Origin of the sequence: Paenibacillus hodogayensis, assembly GCF_039536325.1 — a bacterium.
GTDB classification, from domain to species: domain Bacteria; phylum Bacillota; class Bacilli; order Paenibacillales; family NBRC-103111; genus Paenibacillus_AB; species Paenibacillus_AB hodogayensis.
In genome coordinates, this window is record NZ_BAAAYO010000005.1 from 219023 (window position 1) to 241387 (window position 22365).

The following is a 22365-nucleotide window of genomic DNA, read 5'->3' on the forward strand; positions in this document are numbered from 1 at the left end:
ATGATCAAGAAGGAGGGAACGTTTCCGTTACAACCGGATTGGACGAAATGAAAGCGCTATAGTTTTTTTCTTCTAATTATCTTAATCATTAAGTGATTTCAAGGCGCGTATTGAATTGACACATGTGGAGGGGTTCTCATTGAATGTTAAAAAAAGCTTGAACCTGTTGACGATTTCCAGTCTGGCCATCGGTTTGACGGCATGCGGTTCCAGTTCGCCCAAAAGCGGAGACGGCTCGTCCGCCAAACCGGCCGATACGAGCGGCAAGAAAGTCGAATTGAAGTTGTGGTATGCTGACTCCAAGCAGCAGGACGTCATCGAAAAAATAACGCAGAAGTTCAACGATGGTCATCCTAACATCAAAGTAACGGCGGAGATGAACGCCGGCAGCCAATATTATACGAAGCTGCAAACTGTTCTGGCTGCAAACAGCGGGCCGGATATCATGTGGATGGACGGACCCGATTTTCCCAAATTCCAGTCCAAAGGCTTCCTGCTCGCCTACAACGATCTGATCAAAAAAGACGGCTTCAGCATGGACAATTATCCGAAATCGCTTGTCGATCTGTATTCGATCGGCGGCAAAATATACGGAATGCCCAAAGACTTCGATACGATCGGCCTGTATTACAATAAGGAATTGTTCGACAAGGCCAACGTGAAATATCCGGACGGCTCCTGGACCTGGAACGATCTGCTCGAGGCGGCGAAGAAGCTGACGATCCAGGAAGGCGGGAAAACGGTGCAGTGGGGCTTCGCCGCGATGAGCAATACGCAGGAATCGATCTACCCGTTCATGGTGCAGAACGGAGCCAAGCTGGTGAGTGCGGACAAGAAGACGACCGATGTCGGTTCGGACAGCGCGGTCGGCGCGGTCCAATTCCTTTACGACATGATGTACAAGGATAAAGTGTCGCCGGACGGCAAGACGATGATCGACAACAAGCCGGGACCGCTATTCAAGTCGGGTAAAGTGGCGATGATTTTCGGAGGCTCGTGGAACGCCCGCAGCTATTACGACGCGCTGAAGGAAAAGCTCGACGTTGCTGTACTGCCGAAGCAGAAGCAGGAGGGCAATATTATTCACGGTATCGGCTGGACGATCAACGCCAAGACGAAAGCGCCGAACGAAGCTTGGGAATTCGTCAAATGGTTGGGCTCCAAGGACGTCGCGATGATTCAAGCGGACGCGGGCTCGGTCATTCCCGCCTTCAACGGAACGCAGGACACTTGGATCAAATCGCTGCCATACAACTTAAAGGTGTTCATCGACATGACCAAATCGTCCACCCCTTATCCGGTAGCGGATCATGTGGAATGGGAAGATCCGGTCGGCGCCCATATCTCGAACATTTGGCTGGATAAGGAAAAACCGGCAGCCGGCATGAAAGCGGCGCAGGACGAAGCGAACAACATTTTGGCCGGCAAATAGAGCAGCGGAGGGAGACCCATGAATACGGTACGAACCGAAATCCCCTCCAGCCCGCCGCGCGGGTCCGGATGGTCCAGACTAATGCAGAACGAACGGGTATGGGGATATTTTTTCATCGCTCCCGTAAGCATCGGCCTGATTATTTTCAGCATCATTCCGCTTATTGCTTCGCTGGCGCTCAGCTTCACCAACTGGGACGGCTCGGACGCGATGAAGTGGATTGGGCTCGACAATTTTGCGAAGCTGTTTCACGATCGGGTATATCTCAAATCGATCCGGACGAGTACCTTTTATGCGGCCGTAACCGTACCTGCCTCGATCGGCTTGTCGATTATCGTCGCCGTCCTGCTCAACCGCAAAATGCGCGGCAATCTGGCTTACCGGCTCATCTTTTTCCTGCCGTCGGTGACGATGCCGGTCGCGATCGCGGTCGTATGGAAATGGCTTTATAACTACGAGAGCGGCATGATCAACTATGCGCTCGGCTTAATCGGCATTCAAGGCCCCCGCTGGCTGGCCGACGAGCATGTCGTGCTGTGGAGCGTCATGATTATCGCCATCTGGACTGCGGTCGGCCACCATATGATCATCCTGCTGTCCGGCCTGCAAGGCATTCCGGAATCGTACTACGAAGCGGCTTCTATCGACGGAGCGACCGGCATGCGCCGGTTTTGGCACATCACGGCTCCGCTATTGACGCCGGCCATCTTCTTCGTGCTGGTGACCAGCATGATCGGCGCATTCCAGGTGTTCGATCTCGTGTTCATGCTAACGCCGGTTACGGCCGGCGGAGGCTCGGGCGGCGTGCTGCAGGACGCTACGCGCACAGCGGTGTTTTCCATTTACCAGAACGGGTTTCAATGGTTCAAAATCGGCTACGCTTCCGCGCAGGCGTGGGTCATGTTCGTTATTATCTTTATCGTCACGATGGCGCAGCTGTATTTGCAAAAAAAATGGGTGCACTACGAATGACGGAGCAACGTACAAAAGGAGGACTACCATCCGATGGGTGAAAAGCATACGGGCCTCTGGTCGCGCTTGTGCATACATTTGTTTTTGCTGATCGGCGCCGGAAGCATGCTGTTTCCGTTTTTCTGGATGATCATGACTTCGATCAAGACGAACGCGGAAGCGGACCATATCCCGCCCGTTTGGTTCCCGAGCGAGCCGCAGTTTTCTTGGTACTTGAAAATATTCGAGCAAATTCCGTTCGGCCACTATTACTGGAATACGATACTGGTAACGGTCGGACGCACGTTTCCGCAAGTGTTTCTATGCGCCATGGCGGCTTTCGGCTTCGCGCGGCTGAAGTTTCCCGGCAGGGATATTATTTTCGTCTGTATTTTGGCCATCTTGATGGTGCCTTCCCAGGTACTGCTGATCCCGCATTTTTACCAAGCGGTTTTGTTCGGATGGGTGGACAGCTACAAGGCGCTTATCATTCCCGGCATTTTTTCCGCTTACGGCACGTTTTTGCTGCGCCAGTTTTTCCTGTCGCTGCCGAAGGAGCTCGAAGATTCGGCGAAAATCGACGGCTGCAGCTACTGGACCATCTTCTGGCGGATTATGCTGCCGCTGACGATGCCGGGACTGGCGGCGCTGACGTTCTTCTGTATCCTGTCGAGCTGGAACGATTTCATGTGGCCGATGGTCGTCACGAACAGCGACAGCATGAAAGTGCTGTCGGTCGGGATCAACTCGCTGCAAGGCATCTACGTATCGGAGCAGCCGCTTCTGATGGCGGCTTCCGTCATGGCGACCGTGCCGCTGCTGCTGTTCTTTTTGCTCATGCAAAAGTTCATTATCAAGGGCATCGCGTTTTCGGGCATCAAGGTATAGAAGAGGGCGTGCGGAAAAGGTAACAATTAGGAAAAGGCTGCACCCGGATTGCGAAAATCCGGATGCAGCCTTGTTATCGTCGTTCGATTGCCTAGATTAGGTTTTATTGGAACTTCGGCAGCCAGTCGCCGTGAGCTTCAATCATGGCGTCGCAAAGCGCGATCGTATCGTCGATCGAAAGCTCGGCGGACGTATGCGGATCGAGCAGGGCGGCATGGTAAATGTGATCTTTTTTGAGCGTGCGCGCGGCTTCGATCGTCAACAGCTGGGTGTTGATGTTCGTGCGGTTGAGCGCGGCCAGCTGCGGCGGCAGATCGCCGACATACGTCGGCGTCACGCCGTTGCGGTCGACGAGGCAGGTGACCTCGACGCAGGCTTCCTTGGGCAGGTTCGTAATGAGTCCGGTGTTCATAACGTTGCCGCCGATGCGGAACGGGTTGTTCGTCTCAATCGCTTCCATTATGCGGGAAGCGTATTCGTTGGAGCGGTTGTGCACGAGGTTTTTGTCGTTGACCAGCTCCTCGCGCATCGTTTTCCATCTCTCGATCTGATTGACGCAGCGACGCGGATATTCGTCGAGCGGGATGTTAAAGCGCTCGATCAGCTCCGGATAGTTGCGCTTGATAAAGTACGGATGGTATTCGGCGTTGTGCTCCGACGATTCGGTTACGTAGTATCCGAATCGCAGCATCAGCTCGAAGCGGACCATATCGTTGTGCTTTTCCTTTTGCTTCTCGGCGGCCAGCCGTTTGATTTCCGGATACAAGTCGACGCCGTCGCGCGTTACTTCCAGCAGCCATGCCATATGATTGATGCCGGCGATCTTCGCCTGCACGCCTTCTTGGTCGATGTCAAGCGCGCGGAACAGATGCGGAATGCACGCCTGGACGCTGTGGCACAGGCCGACCGTATTGACGCCGCCGTCCGTGTTCATAACGTTGGTGAGCACGGCCATCGGGTTCGTGTAGTTCATGAACAACGCGTCGGGACAGACGTCTTGAATGTCGCGGGCGAAGTCGAGCATGACCGGAATCGTCCGCAGGTTGCGGAAAATGCCGCCGATGCCCAGCGTGTCGGCGATCGTCTGGCGCAGGCCGAACTTCTTCGGAATCTCGAAGTCCGTAATCGTACAAGGATCGTAGCCGCCGACTTGGATGGCGTTGACGATGTACTTGGCGCCGCGAAGCGCTTCGCGACGGTCGGAGTAAGAGACGATGCGGCACGTACTGCCGGAAGTCGCTTTCAGATTATTCAGCATGTTCTCGGAATCCTGGAGACGCTCCGGATTAATATCGTACAGCGCCAGCTCGAAGTCTTGAAGAGCTGGAGTCATCATAGCGTCGCCGAGGACGTTTTTCGCGAAGACGCTGCTGCCGGCGCCAATAAAGGTAAGTTTAGGCATTGGATTTGTATCCTCCCTTGTCTCGTTTCTATTTGAATCATAAGGTCCGGAAGGAAAAAAGAATATGGAGAAAAGCGTGTTCCGCATGGAACAATGCGGCGTCCTGCCAGGGTGAGCCAAAGTTTGTTCTTGATTTGTCCGACGGCTTCGTATCTAATAGATGTAGAGAAAATAACGGGCGAATTCCGCCCGGAGAGGACGGCATGTAGCATGGAGAAACGTTTCTCGGTATCGGTCAATCCGCATCCGGGCAAAGGGGAGCTGGTCGTACTGTTCGGCGGCCGGGAACAGACGCTGCCCGGTCATAATATCGGCCCTCAGGTATACGATTACTTTCTCGTTCATCATGTTGTTTCCGGCAAAGGGACGTTTCAATGCCTGGGCAGAACGTACGAGCTGGCCGCAGGGGACAGCTTCTTCATCTTCCCGGGCGAGCTGTTCCGCTATACGGCGGACGGCGAGGAGCCGTGGACGTACCGGTGGATCGGCTTCCGCGGAGACCGCGCCGAGGAACTGCTCAGCGTGCTCGACATCTCCCGCCACAGGCCGATAGCCAAGCCGCAAAAGCATCGAAGGGCCGCCACCTTGTTTCATCAGATGGAACGGCTTCTGGGGGAAGCGAGGGCGGGCTGCGACTTGCGCAGCTCCGGGCTGCTGAGGGTGCTGCTGGCCGAATACGAGCGCGGCGGAGAGCTGCGAGCGGAAGGAGCGGGCGCGGGGCGAAGTCCGGTGGAGCAGCAGGTCGAGCGGACGATGCGCTGGCTGTCGGTCCAATATTCGCAGCAAGTATCCATCGAGGAAATGTCCCGGTCGCTCGGGTACAATCGGACGCATTTGTCGAAAATGTTCAAGCAGCATACCGGCATGACGCCGATGCATTTTTTGCTCAAAATCCGCATGGAGCGGGCCAAGCTGCTGCTGAGGGAAGCGTTGACGGTAGAGCAGGTGGCCGCCTCGGTCGGCTTTGCCGATCCGCTATACTTCTCCAAGCAGTTCAAAAAATGGTTCGGCCGCTCCCCGACGGAATATCGCCAAGACTCCTCGGGCCGGGCGATCTACGATTGCAGCGATTAAGCGGAAGGCGCTATTCCCCGTATTCGAACGCGAGCTTGCACCGGTAAGCTTTGGCGATGCCTTGCATCAGCTCATTCAGGGAGCGGTCCGCGATATAGCGCGTTCCCCCGGGAAGCGGGAGGCGGGCGAGCAGGTGCTCCTGCATCTGCTCTTCGGCTTGTGCGGGCTCGGCTTCGGCGAAGCCGCCGTCGAAGCGGAACACGGCGCATAAGTGGGCGTACAAATAGAAGGTGCCCTTCTCCGAGACGAAGCCGTAATCAACCGCCTGCGGCGCAGCCTCAGCCCCTTGCGGCAGACGCAGCAGTCTGAAACGCTCATAGACCGTGCCGCTCGCCCGCAACCCCTCCTCCAGCGCGTCCGCGTCCGTCTCCTCGTCCACAATAAGCAGTTCCTTGTCCCGATCGGCTATCCGCGCGCGGCGCTCCAGAGAAGCCAGCAGCGCTTCTCCGTCTTCGTCGGCCTCTATGGCAATACCGTATGCAAGCATGGGCAACCTCCAATCCTCCAATTCGCGTCCGACAAGCGCAAGCCGAACCTTATCCCGTATTTGTGGCACGTACGGTTTGCACCAGGAGACGTTTTTTTCCATTGTAACGGTTCGTTTCCGGTCTGTCGACTATGCTCTTGGACCGTCTGCCGGGGCCGGAAACGTCCGCTTAATTTCGCCTGTGCAAAAAAAGGTTCACGAAAGCGCTCTTTTGAGATAGTATTAAAAATAAGTCTTTCGCCCTAGCAACCTTTTGCGTACTATCGTTTGCGGAGGAGGGAAACAAGTGTTGCGCCACAAAAACTGGCTGCTGCTGGTCGCTGCCGCCTGCTTCGTCGTCATACTCGCTTCCGCGTTGTTCAGCGGTCCCGGCATCCGGACGAAGCCAAGCTCGGGAACGGGCGGTGAAGTGAACGAACCGGCTCCGGTCGCGGGCAAAGCGGAGAAACAGCTGAGAATGGCCGTTTCGATGCAGTCCAAGCCGTTTGCTTTGCTGCAGCAATTGAAGGAGCAATACGAGTCGACGCATCCGGGCGTCGAAGTCGTTCTGGAAAATATGCCGGAAGAGAACGCTTACGCCAAGCTGAAAAAAGCGGCTCAGCTCGGGGAAGCTCCCGACGTGATGCTGCTGGATAACAGCTGGGTAAGCGAATTCGCAGCGCTCGGCTACCTGCAGCCGGTCGATTCGCTGTTAACGGGCTCCCTGCAGGCCGAACAGATGGAGCAGGCGCTTGCCCAAGTGAAGTGGAACGGCTATGTATGGGGCATTCCGAAAAATCTGGACGCTTACGTCGTCGTATACAATGCGAAGCGGCTTTCCGAATGGGGGGAGAAGCCTCCGAACACATCGGACGAGCTGCTTGCGCTACATAAGCTGACACATAAACCGGAAGAAGGGAAATACGGTATCTACTTGAACGTAACCGACAGCCGGGCATTTGTCAGCGCCGCCCGCATGCTCGGAGGGGGTAAAACCGTATCCAAGACGGCTCCGTTCGAGCTTGCCGATCCGGGCGTGCAGCGGGCGCTGGAATCGTTTCTGTTCCAGCCGGGCGACCCCGCGAAGGAGGAGTCCAGGACGCTGGCCAAGTCGTTCCCGCGCACAAGCGAGACGTTCAAGCCGTGGGATCAGCTGGCGCAGGGCAAGCTGACGGGCTATATTACGACGTTTTCCGAATGGAAGCAGAACGATGCGCCGGCTTTCGCGATGAGCGCGCTTCCTTTGCCCAAGGGCGAGGAGTTGTGGAAAGGACCGTGGCTGTCGGGCAAAAGCTTCTCGATCTCGGCCAAGTCGGAAGCGGGCAAAGAAGCGTTCGATTTGATCCGCGAGCTGGTGTCGACCCCGGCGTCGCTGAAGTTCTGGAATGTCGGGGGAGGGCTTCCTGCCCAAACGGGTATCTATGTGTCCAGCATCAAGAGTGACCCGGCGTTCAAGAGCGTAGCCGCCTATATCGATCAGGACGACGCCCTGCCGAGCGTCCCGCAGCGGGCCAAGCAGATGGCGGCGCTGCAAGGGCAGCTGGAATCGCTATGGAAAGGCGAGACGGCGTTCAAGGCGTTTGCCGACCGCACCGTGGCAGAGTGGAATGCGATACGGCCGCCGGCTTCCCCGGCATCCGCGACGACGGCCAAATAGGGCGTGAGGGTCTACCCTCATCGCCCTATTTTTAGTTGAACCGTCATGACGCCGTTGTCGACGTTCACCTCGGACGCGTACAAGAATGGCATCAGCTTGTTCGGATAGAACGAAAGATCGAACTGCCGTTCGATGCTCCTCACCGTGCTCTCCGGCAAGGAATAGCCGTTGAACGTCAAGCTGTCGATCGTAAAGCGAACGGCGTTCACCGGCTTGTTCACGACCACGTAACGCCCCTCCAGCGTGATAGACATACCGTCCGTTTGACCGCCGGCGGTAATGACGTTATGGCCGAACAGGAAGGAGAAGCCGGTCAGAGACGGGCTCTTGGCTTGCAAAAACTTGTTCAACTCCTCGTCGCCGATCGTTACCTTGGGCGCCAGCCCCTTGAATGACACCAGCTTGCTGTTTTGCCCGAGCAGTTCCGGCAGCTTCGGCATGACGTCGGCCAGCGCCCGGAAATATTGTTGGAACAGCGGGAGGCCGCGTTCCTCCCACTGCTGGCGGGTCGCCTCCAGCTCCCGCTCCAGCCGGGCGCGTTCGGTGGCAGATGCCAGCAGCCGGTCGATTTCCTTTTGAGCGGCCTGCCGTTTCTCCTTCTCGGCAACGTAGGCGTTCCGCGTATCCGCAAGCTTGCCGCGTTCCTCCTCCAGCTTGGCTCTGGCGCTCTTCAACGCCCGGTAATCGGACATATAGCGGTCGATCGTGCGGTTATCGCTCTCCAGCAGCAATTGCAGCTGATCCCACACGTACAGCGCGTCCTGCAGCGAGTGGACGTTCAGCGCCGCCAGCCAGACGGATTGTCGTTGCCCCGTATAATACGAACGGATTATTCGTTCGGTTTTTTTTCTTTGCTCCTCGGCAAGCCGGGCCGTCTGCTCCAGACGCTGCCCCATTTCCTGCAGCTGCGCGTTCAGCCGCTTATCCTCGTCCGCCAGCCGACCGATCTCCCGGTCCAGCTCGTACACCGTCAGCCCTTTCTCCAGCACCCGGCGGTCTTCGTCCGGAATGCCGCGGGCGTTTTCCGCGCTCGCGCCGGAATGGAGCAGCAGGCAGCCGAGCGCAACGACGATGAGGCCCCGCTTTCGGTTCGGCATCGGTTGTCCCCCTGTCCTATCCCTTGTCCTCTTCGTACTAAATGTATCGAATGAAAGGAAGATTTATGCTTCCGGTTGGCAAAATGCCTAGCAAGCACGCCGGATTTCGACCGCGTTTCGAAGCTGTTCGCAGACAAGAGGGTGGAAAGAGGGCGCGCCTTTTGCTATGCTTACCTCATGGAAAGCTTGACTCTCATAACGGCAGTTCGTTCCGTGTTCCAACCGGCCGGTCCGGATCGTCGCTTGTCACACGCAATCGAAGGAGACTTTCATGAAACCATCCGAATCCATGACGGAGCTGCTTCGCGCGAAGATTGCCGCGAGTCCGCGGGCGGCGATTCCGTTCCGCGATTATATGAACCTGTGCCTGTACCACGAGACGTACGGCTATTACAGCCGAGAGTCGGTCAAGGTCGGGAAGGACGGAGATTTTTATACGAGCGTCTCCATTGGCACGATCATGGGGGAAGTTCTCGGGTCGTATTTCATTCGTCTGGCAGAGGAGCTGGCGGAGAGCGACAGCCGGGTCGCGATCGTGGAATGGGGAGGCGGAACTGGGCGGCTGGCCGCGCTCGTGCTGGATACGATCGCCCGGCTCCATCCGGAGCTGTACGCGCGTCTCGATTACACGCTGATCGAGATCAGCGCCTACCATCGCGAGCTACAGCGGCAATCGCTCGTCGGCCATGCGCGTGTCCGCGTGATGGCGGAGGAAGAGTGGACGCGTGCGGAGAAGGCGGCTGGGGGCGGGAGCGTCTCCATAATCTTCTCCAACGAGCTGTTGGATGCTTTTCCCGTTTACCGGGTCGAACGGAAGGACGGCGATCTGTACGAATGGCATGTCGGGTGGAACGAAGGCGAGCGGCGCTTTGAGGAGAGGCTGCTGCCGCTGGCGCCGGGCAGTCCGGCTGCCGTCTATATGGAAGAGGAAGGGATAGCCGTACGGGAAGGGCAAGTCATCGAGGTCAATCCAGCGGCGTCCGACTGGATCCGGCGGGCGGGCGACGCGATCCGCATCGGCGCGCTCGTTACCATCGACTACGGAGACGTGGCCGAGGAGCTGTACGCCGCCCATCGGATGCGGGGCACGTTGATGTGCTACCGCCGCCACCGGGCGGCGGACGAGCCGTTTGATTATCCGGGCGAGCAGGATATGACGGCCCATGTCAACTTCACGGCATGTATCCGGGCAGGGGAGGCAGCCGGTTTCGCGGAATGGTCGCTGCGGACGCAAAAGCGGTTTTTGCTGGAGGAGGGGGCTTTGGAGCTGCTTGTCCCCCACGACGGGACGGACCCGTTTAGCGCGGAGGCCCGGCGCAACCGCGCGGTGAGGCAGCTGCTGATCAGCGATCAGATGAGCGAGCTGTTCAAAGTATTAGTGCAAACGAAAAAAAGGTGATCTTGTCCGGTTATGTACGCCAACTCTCCGGATAGATCGCCTTTTTGCCTGTTTCTTTCGGATGGGATCCGCTTTACAGTTCCATTTGGAAAAATGACCAGTACGTAAATCCGACGAAGGAGAGTACCATGTATCCCCAGAAAATCATAATATACGTACGTTCGGACAGATTCATATAACCCAAGACAACGAAAGCGGCGGTTTGGAAAAAGAACAGCAGCGCCATCTCCTTCATGTCGCCAGCCAGCGCCATCAGACCGATCGCGAGCGTCCAGAAACCGAGCACTCTAAACATGCGAGCCACCATTACTCCCCCTCTCTGATGGAACGATCGTGTACACAAAATCCTAATGTCCATTATAACCGTAAGCTTTTCAAAATGTAAACGTGCATTCGTGACGAATTAGCAAACTTTTTCCGTTCGTCCTTAGCATAACCGGGGTTGGCGGCAAACATGTATGTTTGGTTAAAAAAATGGTAATACCAAGTAGTATCAAATAGATTCTATGAAATCTAGTTTGGGCATAGAGATAAGTAGTGGCGATTTTAGTTTGTTGGGAGGTTTTCGAACATGACTGCGGTTAGACAAGACGCTTGGAGCGAGGAAGACGATCTTATTTTGGCCGAGGTGACGCTTCGCCATATCCGCGAAGGCGGCACCCAGCTTGCTGCATTTGAAGAAGTAGGGGAAAAGATAGGGAGAACGGCGGCCGCTTGCGGATTCCGCTGGAACAGCTGCGTGCGCAAAAAATACGATGCGGCGATCTCCATCGCGAAAGCCCAAAGGCAAAAAAGAAGCCAGTACCGTAAACACGCCGTCACCGGCACCTCGGTTTCGTCCGTGGCGCTGCTTGATTCCGGGGAAATCGGCGGCTCCGCCTCGAAGCAGGACGGGGTGAGCGAGGAAACGCTGTCGATCGATGCGGTGATCCGTTTTCTGCGGCAGTGGAAAGGAACCTATCAGGAAATGACCCGGCAGATCAAAGTGCTGGAGAAGGAGCTCCGGGAGAAAGACGAGGAGCTGGACGATCTGCGCCGCGACAAGGAACAGCTCGACAAACAAATCAACCACGTACAGACCGACTACCGCGTCGTCAACGACGATTACAAGGCGTTGATCCAAATTATGGACCGCGCCCGCAAGCTGGCCTTTTTGGCTGAAGAGGAAGAAGAGAAGCATCGTTTCAAGATGGACGCGAACGGAAATTTGGAACGGATCGATTGACCGTTTTGCCGGGCCTCTGCCGGCCGGCTGGCCTCCCCGTCGTATCGCAGTTTCAACGCAAGCTCGTCGCTGAACCAGCGGCGGGTTTTTTGCGTCCGCCCGAATATGATATAGTAGCGGCAAGGGCGATGAACGGGACAAACAGACTCTTGACAACGGGGAGGGGGACATCAGATGAAAATCGTATGCGTAGGCGCGGGCTCCATCGGCCTGCTCGTCACCGCGAAGCTGGCGCGCACGGGCGCGGACATTGCCTTGGTTGCTCATTCCGCGGAACAGGCGGATGCATTGAACGGGGGCGGCCTTATCCTCTCGGAAAGCGGAGAGGAGACAGTATGCGACGTTCCGGCGCTGTCGTTCGAGGAGCTGGAGACGGCCCAGGCGCTGCCGGACCGGAATGGCGATGACGGCGGCGGAGCGGACTGGGTGCTGCTTACGGTAAAGCAGAAGCATCTGACGGAGCGGCTGCTGCAAGCGGTAAGCCGGCTGGCCGGGGAGAAGGGACGCGTGCTCTGCTTCCAGAACGGCATCGGCCACGTGGAGCGTCTTGCGGCGCATATGCCGCCGGACGCGATCTACTTGGCGGTCACGACGGAGGGGGCCAAGCGGCTATCGGGAAACCGGGTAGCGCACACGGGAGAGGGCATAACGCGGATCGGTCCGGCGCTTGATGCCGGGAACAGCTCATTTTCGCCGCAAAACGCGGAATTTGCCCAAAAAATGCTGGAAAATGCGCTCCAGGAAGCAGGATTCCGCACATTCCTGTCGAACCAAATGAGAGAGGTCGTTTGGAACAAGCTGCTGCTTAACGCGGTAATCAATCCGCTGACCGCCCTGCTGCGCATTCGCAATGGCGAGCTGCCGGAGACGAATATTCGGCGGGGGCTGATGCGCGGGCTGCTTGACGAAGGGATCGCCGTAGCGAACGCTGCGGGGATCGCCACGCGCGGCGATTTATGGGAGCAACTGCTCGACTTGTGCGCCCGCACGGCGGCCAACTCCTCCTCGATGCTTCAGGACTTGAGCGGAGGCCGCATGACCGAGATCGATTGGATCAACGGCGCTATACTTGAAAACGCTTCTAGGCTGCAGCTGTCGCTGCCGCTTCACGAGACGATCTACCGATTGGTAAAGGCCGCGGAACCGTCCGGAACGCCGGAGGAGCATCCATAGCGGCTGCTGGTTGAACAAGCTGATTCCCGGGTGGTGCAGGTTGGACAAGCTCTTTTCCTTTTTCATTTCCTTTTTCATTCATATTTACGCGTTTACCGCCACCGTCCCTTTTTTATGGTTTTTTCTTCTATGGATCGGCGGGTATGTGTGGCATAGAGACGGCAAGCGGGCGACGAAGCTGGCGATGGATGTGACGACGCTGCTTTTGATCGGCTCCGTTTCGATGATATTCAAGCAATTGTTCGGCACCAACTTTGGCTTCTTTTTCATCCTGCTCCTGTTTCTGGTCGGGTATGGACTGCTCGGCAATTTTCAATATCGGCTCAAAGGCCAGATCAATCACAAGCGCATTATAAGGCTGCTTTGGAGGGTTGCTTTCCTGACGTTGAGCGCCGTTTACGTGCTGCTGCTGATTATCGGTCTCATCAAATCGATTGTATCGGTGTAAGGAGGCAATCGCCTCCGATTGTAACGGCCTTCCGTCATCCGCCCGGATCGACGAAAGGCCGTTTGCCGTCCCACCGGAGGCGCGTTAAGGAAATCGGGCTGCGGCGCAAAACCAATTGCCCAAGATCAGGCGGATGTTCTTTGACGAAATTTGCCCTTCCGTGTACAATCGTATTGTGCATATCGGTATGCTGAGGCAGGCGAGCTGCAATCCATAACCTTACGAAGAGAAGGGGTTGCCCTATGAGAGTGGAACGATTCCGTTGGGAGCCCGCGCAGCCGATCACGCGGGATTACATATACGATTATGCGGCGGTAGCTTCGCTTTACGAGCATAATCCTTGGAACGAGTCGGGCGAACGCGAACGGGCGGCCTGGCTTGATCGCGATACGCGGCCGCAAGCCGCGCGAGGGCCGTTGGCAGACGCGCTTCGCGTCTTTAACGCAAGCATTGGCAACGGAGAGGCGGCGCTCCAACATATCGAAGCGCTGCGCGATCCGGAGACGCTGGTCGTCATAGGCGGCCAGCAGGCCGGTTTGTTTACGGGGCCGCTGCTTGTGCTGTACAAGGCGGTTACGGTCATTACGGAGGCCAGACAGGCGACCCAGCGCCTCGGCCGCAAGGTCGTCCCGGTATTCTGGATCGCCGGCGAGGACCATGACCTGGACGAAGCGAACCATACGTATGCGCTGAGCGACGCATTGGCCGTGCAGAAGGTAAAGCTGAACGCTCCCGTCGATAAGAAACCGTCGGTCAGTCAATGGGCGATCGATTCGGAAGCGTGGCGGGATGCGCTCGCGCAGCTGGAGCAGACGCTCATGAATACCGAATTCAAGCCTGGGCTGCTCGACCGGCTGGCGACCATACTGGCCGAATCGCGCACCTTGACCGAGCAGTTCGCGCGCATTATCGCCTGGCTGTTCGACGAATACGGGCTCGTTCTCGTCGATTCCGACGATGCCGCGATTCGCAAGCTGGAGGGCGGCCTGTTCGGCGAGATAGCGACCCGGCAGCGGGAGCTTTCCGATGCGCTGCTCGCGTCGAAGGAGCGGCTGGAGGGGCTTGGGTACAAGGCGCAAGTGGAGCTTCATCCCGAGCAAGCTCACCTGTTCGTCTACCATGAAGGGGAGCGGCTGCTTCTGCTTCGGCAGGGCGACCGGTTTGCCGACCGGAAAGGGACGGTTTCGCTGACCGAAGAGCAGTTGGTCGGGATGGCACAGCGCTCGCCGGAGAAGCTGAGCAACAACGTGATGACACGGCCGCTCATGCAGGACTATTTGTTCCCTGTGTTGTCGGTCGTCCTTGGTCCGTCGGAAATTGCCTACTGGGGACTATTGCGCGATGCGTTCCGGCTGTTCGGGCTGCAAATGCCGATCGTCGTGCCCAGGTATGAGTTCACGCTGCTGGAAGGAACGATCCAGAAGCAGATGACCCGGTTCGACCTCGAATTCGAGGACGTCATCCGCCGGCTCGACGACAAGCAGAACGCCTGGCTCGAAGCGCAGGGCGCTCTTCAAGTGGAGGAGCTGTTCGCGCGCACGAAGCAGGAGTTCGAGCGTCTGTACGATCCGGTCGTCGCCGCCGTTTCCGGTATCAACCCCGGGTTGCGCAAGCTGGGGGAGACGAACATGCAGAAGATTGTCGAGCAGATCGACTTTCTGGAAGGAAGGGCTGCGGAGGCGTTCCGGTCGCAGCACGAATCGTCGCTGCGTCAATGGGAAAGGATCCGTCAAACGGTCATGCCGCTCGGCCGGCCTCAAGAGCGTGTGTACAATGCGTTTCAATATTCGGTGAAATACGGCGGCGGTTGGCTTCGCGAATTGCTGGAAACGCCTTTGGTTCGCGACGGCAGCCACCGGATTGTATATTTTTAAGCAGACCTTTAAGGAGGCTATATTGAGAGATGAGCTCAAACGCGAAGCAACGCAGTATTATTGCAGATCCATCTTTGGCAAACGACGGACATTTGAAAATTGACTGGGTGCGCGCCCATATGCCGGTCTTGAACCGGATCCGCGACCGTTTCGAGAAGGAGCAGCCTTTCAAGGGACTGAAGGTCGCCATCTCGCTCCACTTGGAAGCGAAGACGGCCTATCTGGCCAAGGTCGTGCAAGCGGGCGGCGCGGAAGTGACGATTACCGGCAGCAACCCATTGTCCACCCAGGACGACGTATGCGCCGCTTTGGTCGAAGACGGCATCACCGTATTCGCCAAATACAATCCGCCTGCCGAGGAATACAAGCAGTTGCTTATCCACGCGTTGGAGACGAAGCCGGACCTCATTATCGATGACGGCGGCGATCTCGTGTCGATCCTGCACTCCGAACGTCAAGATCTGCTCCCTCAAGTGCGCGGAGGGGCGGAAGAAACGACTACCGGCATCCTTCGTCTGAAGGCGATGGAGAAGGAAGGTCAACTGAAGTTCCCGATGGTGGCCGTCAATGACGCGTTCTGCAAATATTTGTTCGACAACCGCTACGGAACCGGGCAATCGGTATGGGACGGCATCAACCGGACGACGAACCTGGTCGTCGCCGGCAAGACGGTCGTCGTCGTCGGCTACGGCTGGTGCGGTAAAGGCGTGGCGATGCGGGCCAAGGGGCTCGGCGCGAACGTCATCGTGACCGAAATCGACGCCATCAAGGCGGTCGAGGCGTATATGGACGGCTTTGCGGTGATGCCGATGGTGGAAGCGGCCAAGGTCGGCGATTTCTTCGTCACCGTCACCGGCAACCGGGATGTGATTCGCGGCGAGCATTACGCGGTCATGAAGGACGGAGCGATTTTGTCCAACGCCGGCCATTTCGACGTCGAGGTGAACAAGCAGGAGCTGGAGGCGTTGTCCCAGTCGAAGCGTACCGTTCGCCGCAACATAGAGGAATACGCGCTGAAGGACGGCCGCAAAATTTACGTTTTGGCCGAAGGCCGTCTGGTCAATTTGGCTGCTGGCGACGGACATCCGGCGGAAATTATGGATATGACGTTCGCGCTGCAGGCCATGTCGCTTAAATACGTGAACGACCAGTACGAAGCGATCGGCAGCAAAGTCGTCAACGTTCCTTACGAGCTGGACGAGGAAGTAGCCCGCTTCAAGCTGGAATCGCTCGGCATGGGTATCGATGCGCTGACGGAAGAGCAGAAATCGTACCTCGACAGCTGGACTGAGCACTAATAACGGCAAGCCGCCCGAACGCGGCAGGCGCCTATAGCCGTCAGGCCCCTCTACGAGGGGTCTGACGTTTGGTGAAAGCAAAAAAACCTCCGCATCCGTTGGCTTGTCCAACACGGGCGGAGGTTTTTTTCTACGTAATCGGCGGCTCCTGCTCGCCGATCGCATCCATGCCGGCAATCGTCTGCCGGGTCTCTTCGTTCCCCAAGTCGTATAGCTTCCGGTAAATGTCGGTAAGGGTGTAGTCGTAGCCGTCGAGCGCCGAGTCCTGGTGGTACGGAACGGCGGGAAGGATGGCCCGGAAGGCGGACGAGTTGTCCAAGTCGCTCAGCATGTCGAACCGCTCCTGCAAATCGGCGACGTCGTCCTCGGTGGCGGAAATTTCGAATTCGAAGGCAGTATCGCCCTTGTTTTCCATAATCGATCCGGCCTGCACGGAAACATAATACGTCCTTTTGTCATTTTCCATGTCCGCTCTGTTGCCTCCTGTCAAGAATTCAAAATGAGTATGGCGGCCCCGATCACGATAACGACAGGGAACAGCACATAGGCGACAATGACGGGGTTGGCGGCAAGCTGTTGCTTGGCGGCCGTCGCGTTCGCATCGCGGTCAAGCTCGTTCCTAGACACCCGGCGGCTCAGCAGCAGTGTAAGCGCGAAGCCGATGGCCGTTATGATCACGATCAGCCAGACGAGATAGGTGGCCATGCGCGAACCTCCTTGAATTAACGTATACAACTTGTTATCCCCAAGCCTGTGGGACATTTATGCATGCCGGGGCATGCCGGCGGCCGCAGGCGGAACTTCAAGGCGTTCGGCGCCCTGTTTTACGTGGAAACAAAGCGCATCGTCAAGCCAAGAAAAATTCAGATGGGCCTTGAAAATTATATATAATTTTATTATATTATATGTAATAAATTGAAAGAGGTGCCCAATGAGACTAATCAAGAGGGCTGTCCATCTCGATTTTCATACGCTCCCCGATATTCCCGATTTTGGGGGCAACTTTGACGCGGAGCGCTTCGCACATACGTTGAAGGAAGCGCGGGTCGATTTTATTAACGTGTTCGCCAAGTGTAATATCGGCTTTGCCTATTATCCGACGAAGATCGGCCTGCCGCATCCGCATCTGAAATTCGATATGCTCGGTCAGATGGTAGAGGAATGTCATAAGCTGGGCATCGGCGTGGCGGCTTATTTCAATGTCGGACTGGATCACGAGATGGCCCGCAAACATCGCGAATGGACCGTGGTCAACAAGGACGGCCAGGTCCTTTACGGGGACCGCACCGCCAACTTTTTCCGGCTCATGTGCTTGAACTCGGGCTACCGCGACTATTTGCTCGGGATGATTAAGGAAGTGTGCGAGCTGTACCCCGTCGACGGCATTTTCCTCGACTGTATTTTGACCAATCCGTGTTATGGCAACGAATGCATGGAGAGCATCCGGGACGAAGGCAACGATCCATTGAACGATAAACATGTATCCGCTTTCATGAAGAGACATGTTATCGACTTTTTCCACGATGTCAAGCAGGTAATCCGAGACGATATGTTCTTTTTCCCGAACGGCCTCGGTCATATAAACTGCGAAGGCTTGGGGTCGCATATCGAGATCGAATGTTTGCCTGGCGCTTGGAGCTATGACTATTTCGCGGCGCAGGCGGCGTATACGCGCAATCTGGGCAAGCAGGTGGTGTACATGACCGGGCGGTTTCACGCCAGCTGGGGAGATTTCGGTGGTCTCAAAAGCAAAGCCTCGCTGGAATACGACTGCTGGGACGCGATCAGCCAAGGGCTCACCACCTCGGTCGGCGACCACATGCATCCCCGCGACGGGCTGGAGGAAAGCGTGTACCGGATGATCGGCGAAGTGTATGCGGACATTGAAGCCTACGAGCCTTGGACGGATTACGCGCGGGCCGTTACGGACATCGGCATCGTCATGCCGGAGGGCTGCGATATGGGCGCGAACAACGTGTCGTTCCCGCAAGGCCAGACGATTTTGAATGCGGCGGCAAGGATGCTCGGCGAATTGAAGTATACGTTCGATATTGTGGACGAGAGAGCGGATTTATCGGCGTACAAGGTCATTATTCTTCCCGACGTCATTCCGGTAAACGAACGGCTCCGGCTCAAGCTGGAGAACCATCTGGCCGCAGGCGGGGGGATCGTCAGCACGGGCTCGTCCGGGCTGAATCCGGAGAAGAGCGGGTTTGCGCTGGACGCGTGGAATATGGAGTACGCGGGCCAGGCCCCGTGGAACGCATCGTATTTCAAAATGCCCGAGGCGTCGGGTCAGCTGGCCGAGCGGCTGTGCGCGATTTACAATCAAGGCATCCTCTTGAAGGAGAAGCCCGGAGCACGGCCGGTTGCCGACTACTACAAGCCGTATTTCAACCGGGATTGGGACGGCTTTCACGGTACGTTCTATACGCCGCCGGATACGAATGCGGGATACCGGGCGATTGTACGCTCGGGCAGCGTCTTCCAAATCGGCTTCCAGCTGTTCTCGGGGTATGCCGACTATGCGATGCCGGAGCATAAATATGCGCTGGGCGAATGCCTGAAGCAGCTGCTGGACCGTCCCGTCGTCAAAACCGAGCGCATTCCTTCAACCGCCCGCGTGACCGTAACCGCCAAAGATAAGATGCGGATGATTCATATCAAAGCGACCTATCCCGAGCTGAGAGGCAAATACAACGTGATCGAGGAGCATTCGTCGTTGCGCGGCGGCGTGGTCAGCCTGCGGGGAGAGAGTGTCGGGGCGGTCTATGCGGCACCTTCCCGGCAGCCGATTCCGTATACGGTCGAGGACGGTTACATCCGCATCCCGCTTCCGGACGTGGAAGGGTATGCGATGGTCGTCGTGGAAGGCTGATACGGAAGCCGTTTCCTACAAGCCGGGGGCGGCAGTCGTCGCCCCTTTTACGGCAAATATCCGCATCCGCTTGTCGCGCCTTCTTGCCGGCGGAACAACGGATGCGGATATCGGGGCAGGCCGCTTGGAGCGGCCGTTGCTCTTGTCAGAGCCATTCGTTCTTGGCCAGCTCCGACGGGTCAAACTTTCCGGTATCGACGAACTCCAGGTAGGCGCGGTGAATGTGCGCCCGCATCACCTTCTCCGCTTCGTCCGGGTCTCCTTGCTTCAACGCCTCGATTAGCTCCCAATGCTCCGATACTTCCCGCTCCTTGCTGTATTTTCTGCCAACGATCCGGTTGACCAGCGTTATGCGGAACGAAATGAACGAGAACATTTCCAGCAGGATGGCGTGCTTCGCCAGCTTGAAAATATAGTAGTGGATGTAGCCGGAATCTTCGGACAGCGACACGAACGAATCGTCGTGGAGCTTCTTCTTCATTTCCTCGTAAAACTGCTCCAGATGGCGGATATCGGTCATCGACGCATTGCCGACCGCCAGCCGGATGGCCATTCCTTCGAGCACGGCGCGGTACGAATAAATCTCGAAAATATCTTTGGCGCTGAACGTGCGGACGAACGGCCCCTTGTTCGGAACGATCGTCACGACCCCTTCGCCGGCCAACTGGCGCACCGCTTCGCGGATCGGCGTCTGGCTGATTTCCAACTCGCGCGCCAGCTTGGTTTCCACGATCCGGTCGCCCGGGCTCCACTCGCCGTTTATGATTTTTTGTTTGATGTACGAGGCGATATTAACGCTCAGACTATGCTTGTCGGCAGCCTCTTTATTGAATGTTTGGGCCATCATCTTCACCTTTGTCGTATTGACCGTCCTGTCGAACAGATCATATAGAATTCTGTTCTATTATATTGATTTTTGCGGAGAAGTCAATTTTGGCCGCGTTCCACGACAATCATGATATATCCGTCGATCACTGGAAGGGGGATGCGAATGCTGCCGTTATTCCTGGTGAAGGCCAGCGGCTGCCGGTCGGGAGCGGTATAAACGGCAACGACATCGTCTCCGCCGCGCAAGTGAACGACCGCTCCGGCCAGCGTTTGCCGGTCCTCGATGACGTTGTACGCTCCGCGCGGCTCCGGGTGGGTCAGCTTGACATGAACGATGCTCATGGAAGCTTTGGCGGTCACCGTTACTCGGGCCGTCGTCGGGATGCCTTCGCTTTGGACCAGCGGATCGGGAAGCAGCTGCTTGAGGCAATAGGACACCATCTGCTTATGGACGTTCGGCGCATAGTCCATGTAGGCGGCGAATACGCGGAAGCAGAATTGAAAGATCCGGCCCGATCGCGCTACGGCTGGTCTGCCGGCATATTTGTCCGGTGGGGTGTAGAACGTGCCGTGAAAGCCGTTCCACCGGCGGTCGAAATAGGGCTGGTAATAATCCGCGACGGCACGAGCGCCCTCGCCCGCTTGCAGCCATATCCCTTGCTTATACATGCCGCACAGCATATCGGGCATGCCGGCCCCCTCCGGTTCCTTCATCCGGAAATACGAGCTGTTCCACGGGTCCTCGCCCTCGTAGACCATATTCCATTCGTTCAGCGCAAAAGCGGTGCCCTCCTCGTTCAAGCCGGAATATCCGGAGCTGATAATACCGCCTCCGGCCGCCAAATAGGCGGACAGCTTCGCAGCGAGAACAGGGGTGATCCGGGTCCGGTCCGGCAAAAGAAGCACTTTAAAGCGCGACAGATCGTGCCGTTCGTCGACGATATCGTACGTATAGTGCAGCTCGCCGAGCATCCGCACCGCGCCGTTATGCGCGTCCCCGATTTGCCCTCCTTGCCAGGTCAGAATGCCGATGTCGGCCTCAGCGCGTGCGTCGTCGGTCCACGGCTCCAACAGCTCCAACTCCTTGTAAATTTCCCCGATGACGCCGTATACTGTCGGGTCGAGGCCATCGCGCGGGTGCATATGGTCGCCGATGGAGGTAGGCACTCCGTTGCTGATGGCGTCCCAGCAATCGTTGAGCAGCGAAACCTTGCTTTTCAATCCGCCGAAATCGCCCCAGTTCACGTTGAAGCGTCCGGTCATGTAAACGGTCTGCTGCCCCAGATTGCGCGCATAAGCGACCTGGGCGGGGAAGAAGTCATAGCTCCAGCCGCTCGGCAAACATTCGATTTCGATATGTGTGCGAAGCCCTTCCATATCGGACGTCGGCAGTCCGTTCAAATACAGAAATTTGTCCGGTCCGACGATTCGCTTGGCCTCCCGGCCAAAATCAAGCAGCGTGTCCCTGGCGAACGCCTGCACGTCCGCATCGTCCAGCGGGTTCAGGCCGCGGGCGCGCACACCCTCCAGACATTCGTTCCCGTAACAGGGCCGGACGACCGTGCTGTCGAGGAAGAAGCCTTCGACCGGATAACGTTCCGCGATTTCGCGGATCATGGCCAGCAAATAATCGCGGTAGCCGGAATGAAAGCACATGTTGCGGAAAAAGTTGGCCGTCCGATCCCCGTACACAACTTGCCCGTCTTTGTTGACCACGGTCCATTCGCGATGCGCGCGGGCCGCTTCGTGATCGAGGCCGGCGCTGAGGTAGGCGGTGACGCCGATGCCCAGCTTGGCGCATTCCTCGACGATTTGACCGAACATATCGAATTTCAAATGCGGATGCATGATGCCGACGGAGGTCGGATAGTAGGCGAAGCCGATGTTGCATTTGGCGAAAGCGGTAATGTACTCCACGCGGGCATCCTTCAACGTACGGGCGAACCGTACCGCATCGAAGTTGCAGCCAAAATCGGGAATGTCGGGCAGCGTGTGAAAGTCGAGATGAACCGCTCGTTTGATCGTTCGCATACGGGCAGAAGCTCCTTTCGCGCATTAAAAATATTATTATATATAATACATTTATATTATATATAATATATGGTCGTTGGGCAATCAAAACGTTGCCGGGCTTGCCGTCGAGCCATTTTTCGCTGTCGCAAGATTCGGATGCGTTGTGAACGGGCGGCGAACAATCGGCATTCTTTTTGAAAAATGATGCGAGCACAAGCAGGATTTTATATCGCCGTGACGAATACAAGTTTCAAGAGTGGTG

General features: G+C 56.9%; 20 protein-coding genes. 12 read left to right on the forward strand and 8 right to left on the reverse strand.

What is annotated here, in order from left to right; genetic code table 11:
- Nucleotides 1-139: 139 nt before the first annotated feature.
- Genes ABD796_RS10430 through ABD796_RS10440 form a run of 3 tightly spaced genes read left to right on the forward strand, consistent with a single transcriptional unit; the run spans nucleotide 140 to nucleotide 3271 of the window.
- The gene (locus ABD796_RS10430) at nucleotides 140-1432 is read left to right on the forward strand and encodes an ABC transporter substrate-binding protein (RefSeq protein WP_344906988.1); all 1293 of its coding nucleotides are present in this window, start codon (nucleotides 140-142) and stop codon (nucleotides 1430-1432) included.
- 18 nt (nucleotides 1433-1450) lie between these two features.
- Nucleotides 1451-2404, forward strand: a complete 954-nt coding sequence (locus ABD796_RS10435; RefSeq protein ID WP_344906990.1) for a carbohydrate ABC transporter permease — start codon at nucleotides 1451-1453, stop codon at nucleotides 2402-2404.
- A gap of 33 nt (nucleotides 2405-2437) precedes the next feature.
- On the forward strand, nucleotides 2438-3271 hold the full coding sequence (locus tag ABD796_RS10440) for a carbohydrate ABC transporter permease (protein WP_344906993.1): 834 nt from the start codon (nucleotides 2438-2440) through the stop codon (nucleotides 3269-3271).
- A 103-nt stretch (nucleotides 3272-3374) separates the two neighbouring features.
- Here the strand turns inward: ABD796_RS10440 and melA are convergent, their stop codons facing one another.
- A complete protein-coding gene (gene melA / locus ABD796_RS10445; protein ID WP_344906996.1) occupies nucleotides 3375-4673 on the reverse strand; it encodes an alpha-glucosidase/alpha-galactosidase in 1299 nt (432 codons plus the stop codon).
- A gap of 210 nt (nucleotides 4674-4883) precedes the next feature.
- Here melA and ABD796_RS10450 point away from each other — a divergent pair, with 210 nt between their 5' ends.
- Nucleotides 4884-5747: an AraC family transcriptional regulator gene (locus ABD796_RS10450; RefSeq protein ID WP_344906999.1), complete on the forward strand. Its 864-nt coding sequence runs from the start codon at nucleotides 4884-4886 to the stop codon at nucleotides 5745-5747.
- 10 nt (nucleotides 5748-5757) lie between these two features.
- Here ABD796_RS10450 and ABD796_RS10455 read toward each other — a convergent pair whose 3' ends face one another.
- A complete protein-coding gene (locus ABD796_RS10455; RefSeq protein WP_344907002.1) occupies nucleotides 5758-6234 on the reverse strand; it encodes a hypothetical protein in 477 nt (158 codons plus the stop codon).
- 286 nt (nucleotides 6235-6520) lie between these two features.
- On the opposite strand from ABD796_RS10455, the gene ABD796_RS10460 reads away from it, so the two are divergent.
- Nucleotides 6521-7870, forward strand: coding sequence for an extracellular solute-binding protein (locus tag ABD796_RS10460; RefSeq protein WP_344907005.1), 1350 nt, complete (start codon nucleotides 6521-6523; stop codon nucleotides 7868-7870).
- Nucleotides 7871-7887: 17 nt separating this feature from the next.
- Here the strand turns inward: ABD796_RS10460 and ABD796_RS10465 are convergent, their stop codons facing one another.
- Nucleotides 7888-8967, reverse strand: coding sequence for a coiled-coil domain-containing protein (locus tag ABD796_RS10465; RefSeq protein WP_344907008.1), 1080 nt, complete (start codon nucleotides 8965-8967; stop codon nucleotides 7888-7890).
- 271 nt (nucleotides 8968-9238) lie between these two features.
- On the opposite strand from ABD796_RS10465, the gene ABD796_RS10470 reads away from it, so the two are divergent.
- Nucleotides 9239-10366 carry a class I SAM-dependent methyltransferase gene (locus ABD796_RS10470; protein WP_344907012.1) on the forward strand — a complete coding sequence of 376 codons (1128 nt, stop codon included), beginning with the start codon at nucleotides 9239-9241 and terminating at the stop codon, nucleotides 10364-10366.
- A 73-nt stretch (nucleotides 10367-10439) separates the two neighbouring features.
- On the opposite strand, the gene ABD796_RS10475 is transcribed toward ABD796_RS10470, so the two are convergent.
- Complete coding sequence (locus tag ABD796_RS10475) at nucleotides 10440-10670, reverse strand: DUF2626 domain-containing protein (RefSeq protein ID WP_344907015.1); 231 nt, start codon at nucleotides 10668-10670, stop codon at nucleotides 10440-10442.
- A gap of 267 nt (nucleotides 10671-10937) precedes the next feature.
- Here ABD796_RS10475 and ABD796_RS10480 point away from each other — a divergent pair, with 267 nt between their 5' ends.
- From ABD796_RS10480 to ABD796_RS10500, 5 genes are all read left to right on the forward strand, one after another.
- On the forward strand, nucleotides 10938-11591 hold the full coding sequence (locus ABD796_RS10480; protein WP_344907018.1) for an RsfA family transcriptional regulator: 654 nt from the start codon (nucleotides 10938-10940) through the stop codon (nucleotides 11589-11591).
- 174 nt (nucleotides 11592-11765) lie between these two features.
- A complete protein-coding gene (locus ABD796_RS10485; protein ID WP_344907021.1) occupies nucleotides 11766-12764 on the forward strand; it encodes a ketopantoate reductase family protein in 999 nt (332 codons plus the stop codon).
- A 40-nt stretch (nucleotides 12765-12804) separates the two neighbouring features.
- Nucleotides 12805-13212, forward strand: a complete 408-nt coding sequence (locus ABD796_RS10490) for a DUF3397 domain-containing protein (protein WP_344907024.1) — start codon at nucleotides 12805-12807, stop codon at nucleotides 13210-13212.
- Between the two features lie 242 nt (nucleotides 13213-13454).
- Nucleotides 13455-15086 (forward strand): bacillithiol biosynthesis cysteine-adding enzyme BshC, encoded by a 1632-nt coding sequence (gene bshC / locus ABD796_RS10495; RefSeq protein WP_344907027.1) that lies wholly within the window; start codon nucleotides 13455-13457, stop codon nucleotides 15084-15086.
- Nucleotides 15087-15115: 29 nt separating this feature from the next.
- Nucleotides 15116-16384: an adenosylhomocysteinase gene (locus ABD796_RS10500; RefSeq protein ID WP_344907030.1), complete on the forward strand. Its 1269-nt coding sequence runs from the start codon at nucleotides 15116-15118 to the stop codon at nucleotides 16382-16384.
- A gap of 130 nt (nucleotides 16385-16514) precedes the next feature.
- Here ABD796_RS10500 and ABD796_RS10505 read toward each other — a convergent pair whose 3' ends face one another.
- The gene (locus tag ABD796_RS10505; protein ID WP_344907033.1) at nucleotides 16515-16850 is read right to left on the reverse strand and encodes a hydrolase; all 336 of its coding nucleotides are present in this window, start codon (nucleotides 16848-16850) and stop codon (nucleotides 16515-16517) included.
- A gap of 20 nt (nucleotides 16851-16870) precedes the next feature.
- Nucleotides 16871-17089 (reverse strand): hypothetical protein, encoded by a 219-nt coding sequence (locus ABD796_RS10510; protein ID WP_344907036.1) that lies wholly within the window; start codon nucleotides 17087-17089, stop codon nucleotides 16871-16873.
- Nucleotides 17090-17315: 226 nt separating this feature from the next.
- On the opposite strand from ABD796_RS10510, the gene ABD796_RS10515 reads away from it, so the two are divergent.
- Nucleotides 17316-19262: a beta-galactosidase trimerization domain-containing protein gene (locus ABD796_RS10515; RefSeq protein ID WP_344907039.1), complete on the forward strand. Its 1947-nt coding sequence runs from the start codon at nucleotides 17316-17318 to the stop codon at nucleotides 19260-19262.
- 145 nt (nucleotides 19263-19407) lie between these two features.
- Here ABD796_RS10515 and ABD796_RS10520 read toward each other — a convergent pair whose 3' ends face one another.
- The gene (locus tag ABD796_RS10520; RefSeq protein WP_344907042.1) at nucleotides 19408-20109 is read right to left on the reverse strand and encodes a GntR family transcriptional regulator; all 702 of its coding nucleotides are present in this window, start codon (nucleotides 20107-20109) and stop codon (nucleotides 19408-19410) included.
- An 80-nt stretch (nucleotides 20110-20189) separates the two neighbouring features.
- Nucleotides 20190-22121, reverse strand: coding sequence for an alpha-amylase family protein (locus tag ABD796_RS10525; protein WP_344907045.1), 1932 nt, complete (start codon nucleotides 22119-22121; stop codon nucleotides 20190-20192).
- Nucleotides 22122-22365: the final 244 nt, after the last annotated feature.

Coding starts and splice junctions, on each gene's coding strand:
- ABD796_RS10435 (WP_344906990.1), top strand. CDS start 1,451: ATGAATACGGTACGAACCGAAATCCCCTCCAGCCCGCCGCGCGGGTCC.
- ABD796_RS10440 (WP_344906993.1), top strand. CDS start 2,438: ATGGGTGAAAAGCATACGGGCCTCTGGTCGCGCTTGTGCATACATTTG.
- melA (WP_344906996.1), bottom strand. CDS start 4,673: ATGCCTAAACTTACCTTTATTGGCGCCGGCAGCAGCGTCTTCGCGAAA.
- ABD796_RS10450 (WP_344906999.1), top strand. CDS start 4,884: ATGGAGAAACGTTTCTCGGTATCGGTCAATCCGCATCCGGGCAAAGGG.
- ABD796_RS10455 (WP_344907002.1), bottom strand. CDS start 6,234: ATGCTTGCATACGGTATTGCCATAGAGGCCGACGAAGACGGAGAAGCG.
- ABD796_RS10465 (WP_344907008.1), bottom strand. CDS start 8,967: ATGCCGAACCGAAAGCGGGGCCTCATCGTCGTTGCGCTCGGCTGCCTG.
- ABD796_RS10470 (WP_344907012.1), top strand. CDS start 9,239: ATGAAACCATCCGAATCCATGACGGAGCTGCTTCGCGCGAAGATTGCC.
- ABD796_RS10480 (WP_344907018.1), top strand. CDS start 10,938: ATGACTGCGGTTAGACAAGACGCTTGGAGCGAGGAAGACGATCTTATT.
- ABD796_RS10485 (WP_344907021.1), top strand. CDS start 11,766: ATGAAAATCGTATGCGTAGGCGCGGGCTCCATCGGCCTGCTCGTCACC.
- bshC (WP_344907027.1), top strand. CDS start 13,455: ATGAGAGTGGAACGATTCCGTTGGGAGCCCGCGCAGCCGATCACGCGG.
- ABD796_RS10500 (WP_344907030.1), top strand. CDS start 15,116: ATGAGCTCAAACGCGAAGCAACGCAGTATTATTGCAGATCCATCTTTG.
- ABD796_RS10505 (WP_344907033.1), bottom strand. CDS start 16,850: ATGGAAAATGACAAAAGGACGTATTATGTTTCCGTGCAGGCCGGATCG.
- ABD796_RS10510 (WP_344907036.1), bottom strand. CDS start 17,089: ATGGCCACCTATCTCGTCTGGCTGATCGTGATCATAACGGCCATCGGC.
- ABD796_RS10515 (WP_344907039.1), top strand. CDS start 17,316: ATGAGACTAATCAAGAGGGCTGTCCATCTCGATTTTCATACGCTCCCC.
- ABD796_RS10520 (WP_344907042.1), bottom strand. CDS start 20,109: ATGATGGCCCAAACATTCAATAAAGAGGCTGCCGACAAGCATAGTCTG.
- ABD796_RS10525 (WP_344907045.1), bottom strand. CDS start 22,121: ATGCGAACGATCAAACGAGCGGTTCATCTCGACTTTCACACGCTGCCC.